This is a genomic window from Piscirickettsia litoralis (assembly GCF_001720395.1).
GTDB classification, from domain to species: domain Bacteria; phylum Pseudomonadota; class Gammaproteobacteria; order Piscirickettsiales; family Piscirickettsiaceae; genus Piscirickettsia; species Piscirickettsia litoralis.
On the sequence record NZ_MDTU01000001.1, the window covers coordinates 1,309,955 to 1,317,677 of the forward strand.

Here is a 7,723-nt window from a genome sequence, read left to right on the forward strand (position 1 = left end):
AATTTGCACAGAAACTCCATCATTCAAAAATAACAAATAATATCAGCCTGATTAATTATGAAGACTAAAGAGCAGCTAATAAAATCAACGCTTATGAAGCTGCTGCTACATCTAAGGTCTCGATTACAGCATTTGGCCCAAGTTTTAGTAAATAGTCAACAGAGCTGACCAACTCATCCACTGTTAATTTATTTTCCTCTGGAAAGTCAAAGCCCTTTGTCATCTCCGTTGCAACAACGCCAGGGCATAAGGCCGTGACTTTGACACCAAAAGGCCGCAGTTCTTTAGCTAAAGCCTGATTAAAACCAACCACAGCAAATTTAGTCGCTGCATACCCGCCTAAATAAGGCGAAGCTGACTTTCCAGAAACCGATGCAACATTGATGATATAACCGTGCTGTTGCTGCTTCATTTTTAAACCTACCGCTTTAGCCACAGCAAATAACCCTTTTACATTCACATCCACCATCAAAGAAAAATCAGCAAGATCAAGGTCAAGCGTTCCTGTATAGCCAATTCCTGCATTATTAACTAAAACATCAATGCGCTCTAATTCGTCAACCATTTTAACGAGTTGCTGATAAGATTGATTAAAGTCCGCTAAATCTAACGCATAATAACTTATATTAATCTCAGAATTAATATTTTTTAATTCTTTTTTTACCTTGTATAAAGCTTGTTTATTTCTAGCAATTAAAACTAAATTATAATCTTTTATTGCAAAATAACGGGCAACAGCGTTGTCTATTCCGCGGCTTGCACCGGTAATGATCGCAGTTTTTCTCATGGTGTTATGATTTTTCCGTAAAGCCTAATAACTGTCTAATTTCTAAATAGAGTTTTTCTATATTTTTTATCGAGCGCGGCGAAACAAAAATAGAATCATCCCCGGCAATGGTCCCTAATATTTCACTTTGTTTAGGATGAAAATCGAGCATACGGGCAACGAGCTGAGCCGCGCCTGGGCTGGTATGCAAAACCACCATCACCTCATTATGCTCTATAGAAAAAATTAAATTAGTCAGGGAGCTATCGCTGGTCGGCGGAGATAACTCTTTCGGCAAGCCATAAACAAGATGCCCTTCTTTTTGAACCTTCACCGCACCACATTGGCGTAATAATCGAGACACTTTAGACTGGCTCACACTAAAACCAGACTCTGCTAAAGCATGGCAGATTTCCTCTTGGCTACTCATATTTTCATCGCTGAGAAGTTGTTGGACAGCCTCTAAAATAATATTTTTATTTTTCATTGAAATCCATAAACTCTAAAAAATCTGAATAAAACTGCTCTTTGGGCAAACCTTTGGATAAACACCCCTGATAAGCAAGTTTTACCATTTCCATCGGTCCAACCGCATAGACATCAAAGTCTTTTAAATCTTCAAAATCATCGAGCACCGCTTGATGAACTAGACCACGACGCCCTCCCCAGCGATCATGATTCACAGCTTGAGACAGCACTGGCACATAATTAAAATAGTGATACTCTAAGGCCCAATCTTTAACCTGTTGGTGCAAGTATAAACCCTGGCGGTGACGCCCACCCCAATATAAGTACACCGGTGCACTCTGCTCTTGTTGAGAAAAAAGGTGTTCGAGCAAAGCCTTGCATTGAGAGTAACCCGTTCCACCGGCGATCAATAACTGTGGCCGCTCTGACTGACGATTGATGATGACTTTACCTTTCGGCCCACGAATATGCAGCTGTTTGTTTTTTTCAGCCTGCTCTAGCACCCAATTCCCCCAGCTCGGAATTTTATGAGTTTTACGAATGTGTAATTCTATAATTCCAGGAGTCACGTGTGGGGCATTAGCAATAGATAATGGACAGGTAATTTCATCATTGACGATCACTTCAATATATTGACCGGCATGGTATAAAAAATCACTCTCATGCTTTAAGGTTAAGCGATAAATATCATCACCCAAGCTCTCTTGAGTTAATACAGTCATCATCATTTCTTGAGCATCGAATGATTTCGGTGGTGTATACAAGCTATTACCATCCATTTTTAGTACAACATCCGTCGTAATTTTAGCACTACAGGTCAGGGCAAACCCTGCGGACTCCTCTTCTGGTAATAAACCAAAAATCTCAATATCGCCATAATTGATATCACCTAAAGCCACTTGCCCCCGGCATGCACCACATACTCCGGCTTGGCAACTAAAAGGTAAATCAATGCCTTGACGAAGCGCTGCATCAAGAATCGATTCATCGTCTTCCACAGTAAAGCAAATATTAGTATTTTCTATCGTTACTTTGTTTGACATATTACAACCCAAGATCAGCCCATAGCTGATCGACTTTCTCAACGACAGACTGACTCATCGTGATAGGCAACCCCCACTCACGTGTTGTTTCACCTGGCCATTTATTCGTTGCATCCGAACCCATTTTAGAACCGAGGCCAGATACAGGAGAAGCGAAATCCAAATAATCAATGGGGGTGTGCTCAATCATCGTCGTATCACGCACCGGATCCATGCGTGTTGTCATCGCCCAAATCACATCTTGCCAATCACGCACATTCACATCATCATCAACAACAATGACCCATTTAGTGTACATAAATTGACGTAAAAATGACCAAACGCCCATCATAACGCGCTTAGCATGTCCCGGATATTGCTTTTTAATCGACACAATGGCCAAGCGGTATGAACAGCCTTCCGGTGGCAGATAAAAGTCAACAATTTCAGGAAACTGTTTTTGAATCAGGGGCACAAAAACTTCGTTTAGGGCCACACCCAAAATTGCCGGCTCATCCGGGGGTCGACCAGTGTAAGTTGTATGATAAATAGGATTCTCACGCATAGTAATGCGATCAACGGCAAAAACAGGGAAGTTTTCAACCTCATTATAATAACCGGTATGATCACCAAACGGCCCTTCAGGCGCAATATCCTCAGGGTCGATATAACCTTCAAGAACAATTTCAGCTCGTGCTGGCACTTCTAAATCATTGCCGATGCATTTGACCAGTTCCGTTTTATGGCCGCGTAATAATCCCGCAAAAGCATATTCAGAAAGCGTATCAGGCACCGGTGTCACCGCCGCCAAAATAGTTGCAGGATCACAACCCAGCGTGACCGCTACAGGAAATTTTTTCACCAGGATGCGCCTTGCACCACTCTTGAAAGTCCAATGCACCACCACGGTGAGAGAGCCAACGCATAATCAGCCGATTTGGCCCGATGACCTGCTGACGGTAGATCCCCATATTCATCCGTGGCTTATGCGGCCCTTTTGTTGTCACTAAGCCCCAAGTAATTAAAGGCCCGGCATCATCCGGCCAGCAAGTTTGGATAGGCAGTGCACTTAAATCAACCTCAGCCCCCTCTAAAACAATCTGCTGGCAAGGCGCATTGTTCACCTTTTTCGGGGCCATCGTTAAAATTTTTTAAAAATAGGCAGATTGGCCCAGGCTTCCTTAATCCCCTTAGGTGGCTCAGGCTCTTTCAAAAAGGCCAATAGCTGGCCGATTTCACGCAAAGCGCTGATATTATCGGCCCCCATACCCAAAGCAACACGCTCTACAGTACCAAAAAGGTTGGTTAGAGCTGGAATAGTTGACCCCGTCGACTTTTCAAAAAGTAATGCTGGCCCTTTAGCATGCAAAACACGCTGACTGATTTCAGTCATTTCTAAATAGGGATTCACTTCAGGGTGAATACGTTTTAGTTCACCCATTTTTTCTAATTGTTCAATAAAGTCACGTAAATCTCGGTATTGCATGCGCTTACTCTAAAATCACCAGAATCCGGCTTATCATACTGTGATCTCTTGCAAATGAAAACCAATCGCTTAGATTCATCACTTGCTGAGTTATTATTATCTGCATTAATATAAGCTCGTTGCAGGAGCTAACAGAAGGAATGATCGATAAAATGAAAATACCACTCGATACTCATAATCTTCAAGGATCATCAATTAGTCTAGAAAAATTAGACAATACACATCGTAAAGAGCTTAAATCTATCGCTCTAGAACCAAGCCACTGGACCTATTTTCCCTACAGCATCACTGCTGAAAGTTTTGATGACTGGTTTAATAAAGCATTAGAAAAGACTTACTCTGGCACTGAGGCTTGCATGGTTGTCCGCGCTAATCACTCCGGAAATTTGGTCGGTAGCTCACGCTTTTATGAGGTCGATCTTGCCGCAAGCCGCCTTTCCATTGGTCATACTTTTTATAGCCCAGAGGCAAGAGGGACAATCACTAACCCAGAATGTAAGCTATTAATGCTCACTCATGCCTTTGAAACATTGCAATTAGAACGCGTTGAATTTAAGGCGGATTCACGCAACGTGCGCTCCCTCGCAGCTCTTAAGAAGTTAGGCGCGACCAAAGAAGGCACACTTCGAAAGCACATGACCTTAGCCAATGGCTACACCCGTGATTCTGTCGTTTTTAGTATTCTCAAAACCGAGTGGTTTAATACCGTCAAAGTAAACCTACTTACACGCATAGAAAAATAGCAAGCTACACTCAATAATAAACAGTAAGATTCTGCAAAGTATAAAAGCTAAATTTTATGTTTGAAGTTAATCTAGAACAATTAGCACAATGTACCAAATTCATCATCAGCTCACCACGAATTAACAACTTTGACTGGTACTTTCGTTGTGAGCGTGGTTTGCTGATCGTTGATTTTTATCTTGCTGAAGACGATGAATACATGATGTTGTCTCGAGCGATGCCCAAGGCTGAAAACTTAATCATCACTTCACTCGACCAACATAAAGAACAGTTACAAAAACTCGCCCAAATCAGCTACAACATGATCCAAGAATCAGGTGCGCTCGATTGACTCAAGCAGATATAGCCCTAATCAACTTCATCGAACATTCAATTCTCCTCGTAAATTATTAACATTTTTTGTGGATAATTATGTGGATAAATGAATACAAGCATTTTTTTACAACTTCTGCTGAGATTGATCAAAATATAACCACATTGCAAAAAGTTGTTTATCTCACTTAATCAAATTTAATAAGGCTGATATCACCTTCAAAAACCATCACAAAAATGACTGTCCATATAGTCAATGACTTCTTTTATTCGTTTCGGCTGATTTTTCATATCCCTATAAACAACAAAGAGATGAGACTCAAAGGGCTGATACTCTGCCAATAGCGAAATTAAGCGCCCTTCTTCAATGAAGTGCCGCACCCAGTATTCAGGCACGCGGATCATTCCCACGCCTTCCAGCGCCATCGTCTGCTGAACTTTCATATGAGTGACCTCAGCGATGCTATGAATATCAAGCTGCTGCTCCTGACCGTCTATGACAAAAGGCCACTTCCCTTGCCCTAGCCCTGCTTCACGGTTAATACAAACAATACTACGATGACCTTGAGCCTTAAGCTCACTGGGTTGCTTGGGCGTGCCATACTCTTCTAAATAGGCGGGAGATGCACAAATGATATATTTATAGGTCAGTAGTTTGTGTGCTTTCAATGCCGAGTCTGGCAACGATTTGGCTGCACGAATCGCAATATCAAAGTGGCTTTCGACAAAATTATGCACATTATCGCTCAAATCGAGCTCTAAACTCACTTTTGGATATAAACATAAAAACTTCGCCAACAAAGGACCGATGACTTCTGTACCTAACGTCATCGGGCAAGTCATACTGATTTTGCCAGAAACATCATCATGGGTCTGCTTCAAAACTTCAGTCGCCGCTAAAAAATCTCCCTGTATTTTTAAACAAGACTGAAAAAACTGATGTCCTGCTTCAGTTAACTGTAATTGCCTGGGAGTGCGAATAAAAAGCTGAGCATTCAAGCGCTGTTCTAATTGTGCAATACGTCGACTAATTTGTGATTTCGAACTTTGATGGTTCACTGCCGTTTGAGTGAAACTACCCGCTCTTGCCACTTCAACAAATAACATTGCATCATCCATCACACTCATTATTGCACCCACTCCAAACGATCAAGCCCATAACAATCAATATAATAGTCAATTATAAAAAATTCCTTTACTATAATACACAACAATAATTCCAATAGGATATCTGGCGATATATGGATCATAAAAAACAGATGAAAAAAATTCACCTGGCCACAGCAAAAAATAACAACTCAGCTAATCACAGCAGCTCACCAGACCGAGGTCACTTCAATAAACGCCAAGCTTCTTTTTTCGATCAACTGTCACATTGGTTTAATTCAAGCGAAGCCACACCTACAGAAATTATTCCAAGATTAGATGCTATCGTGCAATCCGCCTTTAACCCCGAGCAGCAAAAAAATTGAGCACTCTTCAGCCACACTGCCTGGATGTTGGTGCTGGTGCTGGAGCCTTAAGTTCGCGGATACTCACATTAATACCCCACGCCCATATTACAGCCATAGACCTCTCCCAAAAACAACTAAATAACCTCAAGATTAATTTGCCAACAGTGACCTGCTGGCAAGGAGATATCGTTGATTATCACCAAGTTCAAGCTTATTTTGACTATGCTTGGTGTAATGCCTGCTTTGCTAATTTTTTTCGATCAAACGCTCGCTTTAAAAAATATTATCCAATTGCTAACCGCATCGGGCAAAATCATTATCAGCCACCCTTTGGGAGGCCATTTTGTCAAAGAACTGCACCAGCAAGACCCTGTTACAGTGCCACACACATTACCCGACACGCTAAAGCAGGCTCAGCAGCTTGTCCAAAACCTGCCACTTGAAGTCACTCAATTTATTAACAAAAGCCAGCTTTATGTTCTTGTTTATCAAAAAAAATAAATTAATTAACTGTCACTCTAGGTTACTAGCTACTCACTCCTGTTATAACCTAACAAGTAGCAATCGTGAGTGCTTTCTATTAGCTCTTGATTAAAACATAAAGAAAAAGTATAACTTTCCAAAACCACATCGGTCAATTTTTTTTAATCCATCAAAAAAACACAGTCCCTGAAAGCACAGTAAAAATCAAAGCGATAATAACTAACATAAACCTTCTCCTTAAATAAAGCACTTAAAAACCTTATGCAGGTGTCATCCATTATTTTATTTTTATAAAGATAAAATAACATAAATATCGCATTGCACAATATTAAATCTAAAGATAAAATCCAAGAAGCAAAAAAAGAGCCTAACTGGAGGCTCTTTGAAAAGATTTACAATTTATTATGAAGAATTATTGATAGGCTGCGGTAAACGTCAACGTTCCTGAATAATCCCCTGCTGCAGTATCGTGGGTTAAATCTTTAATCGTACCTGTCACATCAACGGGCAGTTGGCCATCCTTATCTAAATTATCTTTCACATCGCTTTTACCACCATTTGTAGTAACGACTGATACATCAAGCGAGTCTCTACCACTTGTAATTTCCGCTTTTGCAGGCCAAGTTACCTTTACCGCACCGCCCGGTGAGCCGTACACTGTCATTTGACCATCCGCGGTCGCAGTCTCTTTGACTCCCGATTTATTTGGCAATACAATATCGCCGAAAGCCATTATTTTTGTCTGCTCAATAGCAATCCCAGAAACCAGCTTAGCTGTCACATTTAATTGTCCGGTTGCAGATTGTGCTGCAAAACTATTTATGCTTACTCCCACTAAAAGAGCGACTGCACCCAATGCAAGAACCTTTCTCATAAACATAACAATCACCTCCATATAGCCTTGTTACCAACCGCCAAAGTTCCATTTCATCCTATCATTTTTTTCAAAATCAAGCAACAGCCACCTCAACAATAAATCGAGAGAAAA

The 7,723-nt window shown here is 41.0% G+C and carries 9 protein-coding genes and 1 pseudogene; 4 read left to right on the forward strand and 6 right to left on the reverse strand.

The features are described 5' to 3' along the window. Nucleotides 1–91 precede the first annotated feature (91 nt). The 4 genes and pseudogenes from BGC07_RS06285 to ubiD all read right to left on the reverse strand — a co-directional run bounded on the left by BGC07_RS06285 (nucleotide 92) and on the right by ubiD (nucleotide 3,742). Nucleotides 92–787 carry an SDR family oxidoreductase gene (locus BGC07_RS06285; RefSeq protein WP_069312404.1) on the reverse strand — a complete coding sequence of 232 codons (696 nt, stop codon included), beginning with the start codon at nucleotides 785–787 and terminating at the stop codon, nucleotides 92–94. A 4-nt stretch (nucleotides 788–791) separates the two neighbouring features. Further along, on the reverse strand, nucleotides 792–1,253 hold the full coding sequence (gene argR / locus BGC07_RS06290) for an arginine repressor (protein WP_069312405.1): 462 nt from the start codon (nucleotides 1,251–1,253) through the stop codon (nucleotides 792–794). After that, a complete protein-coding gene (locus BGC07_RS06295; RefSeq protein ID WP_069312406.1) occupies nucleotides 1,243–2,277 on the reverse strand; it encodes a 2Fe-2S iron-sulfur cluster-binding protein in 1,035 nt (344 codons plus the stop codon). The genes argR and BGC07_RS06295 overlap by 11 nt, the downstream gene beginning before the upstream one ends. 1 nt (nucleotide 2,278) lies before the next feature. Further along, nucleotides 2,279–3,742 (reverse strand): annotated as a pseudogene (gene ubiD, locus BGC07_RS06300) (4-hydroxy-3-polyprenylbenzoate decarboxylase). Nucleotides 3,743–3,894: 152 nt separating this feature from the next. On the opposite strand from ubiD, the gene BGC07_RS06305 reads away from it, so the two are divergent. Both BGC07_RS06305 and BGC07_RS06310 read left to right on the forward strand, forming a co-directional pair. Further along, complete coding sequence (locus BGC07_RS06305) at nucleotides 3,895–4,485, forward strand: GNAT family N-acetyltransferase (RefSeq protein ID WP_158006882.1); 591 nt, start codon at nucleotides 3,895–3,897, stop codon at nucleotides 4,483–4,485. Nucleotides 4,486–4,541: 56 nt separating this feature from the next. Next, entirely contained in the window at nucleotides 4,542–4,817 is a 276-nt protein-coding gene (locus BGC07_RS06310; protein ID WP_069312408.1) for a hypothetical protein, read from the forward strand. Between the two features lie 200 nt (nucleotides 4,818–5,017). Here the strand turns inward: BGC07_RS06310 and BGC07_RS06315 are convergent, their stop codons facing one another. Further along, nucleotides 5,018–5,926: a LysR family transcriptional regulator gene (locus BGC07_RS06315; RefSeq protein ID WP_069312409.1), complete on the reverse strand. Its 909-nt coding sequence runs from the start codon at nucleotides 5,924–5,926 to the stop codon at nucleotides 5,018–5,020. Between the two features lie 113 nt (nucleotides 5,927–6,039). On the opposite strand from BGC07_RS06315, the gene BGC07_RS06320 reads away from it, so the two are divergent. Both BGC07_RS06320 and BGC07_RS23835 read left to right on the forward strand, forming a co-directional pair. Then, nucleotides 6,040–6,270, forward strand: coding sequence for a hypothetical protein (locus BGC07_RS06320; protein WP_069312410.1), 231 nt, complete (start codon nucleotides 6,040–6,042; stop codon nucleotides 6,268–6,270). After that, on the forward strand, nucleotides 6,267–6,695 hold the full coding sequence (locus BGC07_RS23835; protein WP_077216792.1) for a class I SAM-dependent methyltransferase: 429 nt from the start codon (nucleotides 6,267–6,269) through the stop codon (nucleotides 6,693–6,695). Before BGC07_RS06320 ends, BGC07_RS23835 begins: the two co-directional genes overlap by 4 nt. A 452-nt stretch (nucleotides 6,696–7,147) precedes the next feature. On the opposite strand, the gene BGC07_RS06330 is transcribed toward BGC07_RS23835, so the two are convergent. Beyond that, nucleotides 7,148–7,615, reverse strand: coding sequence for a DUF4402 domain-containing protein (locus tag BGC07_RS06330; protein ID WP_069313815.1), 468 nt, complete (start codon nucleotides 7,613–7,615; stop codon nucleotides 7,148–7,150). Nucleotides 7,616–7,723 lie beyond the last annotated feature (108 nt).